Below are 698 nucleotides of genomic sequence, written 5' to 3'. Positions count from 1 at the left end.
ACTGTTCACCCCCCCCTGTTTTTTCTGTCGGTTATTTTCTTAGGCTTTTTATCGATTAAAAAATTAAAATATATAAATAAAAGTAATCAGGAATGGGCCATCAGTTTGCCAACAATAACCAAAAGAGGGCCAACGTTTGCCACTGTACAAAAAATGTTCTGTTGTGTGGTGGGGTGCTACAAAATGACTTGTTGCCCTGCGTAAAAATATTCACAAAATAGAGAGCTACCCGAAGCCGGACAGACACGACCGGCACTGTATGGATTTTATGAGGTAGCCCGATGCACACTGCTTTTTCTTCCCCGTCTTCTGCCCCTGCCGCGCCACTGATGCCAGTCTCTGATGCCGTTCAGGAACGCTTTATCCGCCTGCCCGAAGTGATGCATTTGTGCGGGCTTTCCCGCTCGACCATTTACGACCTCATCAGCCGGGAGGCTTTCCCGAAACAGGTGACCCTCGGCGGTAAAAATGTGGCGTGGGCGCACTCCGAAATTACCCGGTGGATGGCTGACCGTATCGCTGAACGTGACCGGGGATATGGTGCATGAGACAGACTGTTTTGCAAAAAGCCCCTTTTTCTGGCTTGCGTCCTGCCGTCATTCCCAGGTATAGTTTTCCCGCTGTCGCAAAATCGGCAGCCGGGCGTAGGAACCCGTGTTACTCAATGGCGACACCAGACGCGCCATGCGTCTTTTTTT

The 698-nt window shown here is 50.1% G+C and carries 2 protein-coding genes and 1 pseudogene; all 3 read left to right on the top strand.

Annotation, left to right across the window (positions count from 1 at the left end; all coding sequences use genetic code 11):
• Positions 1-204, top strand: a 204-nt coding sequence (locus LC084_RS23160) for a hypothetical protein (RefSeq protein ID WP_226574622.1), incomplete at its 5' end; no start/stop codon positions are given.
• Positions 205-281: 77 nt separating this feature from the next.
• Positions 282-548, top strand: coding sequence for a helix-turn-helix transcriptional regulator (locus LC084_RS23155; protein WP_036111035.1), 267 nt, complete (start codon positions 282-284; stop codon positions 546-548).
• Positions 545-698, top strand: a pseudogene (locus LC084_RS23150) (ash family protein); the annotation flags it as partial. The gene LC084_RS23155 and the pseudogene LC084_RS23150, both read left to right, overlap by 4 nt.

Source organism: Mangrovibacter yixingensis (genome assembly GCF_020523985.1).
Classification (GTDB): Bacteria; Pseudomonadota; Gammaproteobacteria; order Enterobacterales; family Enterobacteriaceae; genus Mangrovibacter; species Mangrovibacter yixingensis.
Note: the sequence above shows the minus strand (reverse complement) of the source record. Positions and strands in the feature narration are given on the sequence as shown.

Bases quoted from the DNA above. Each gene is read 5' to 3' on its own strand.
- LC084_RS23155 (WP_036111035.1), top strand. From the start codon at position 282: ATGCACACTGCTTTTTCTTCCCCGTCTTCTGCCCCTGCCGCGCCACTG.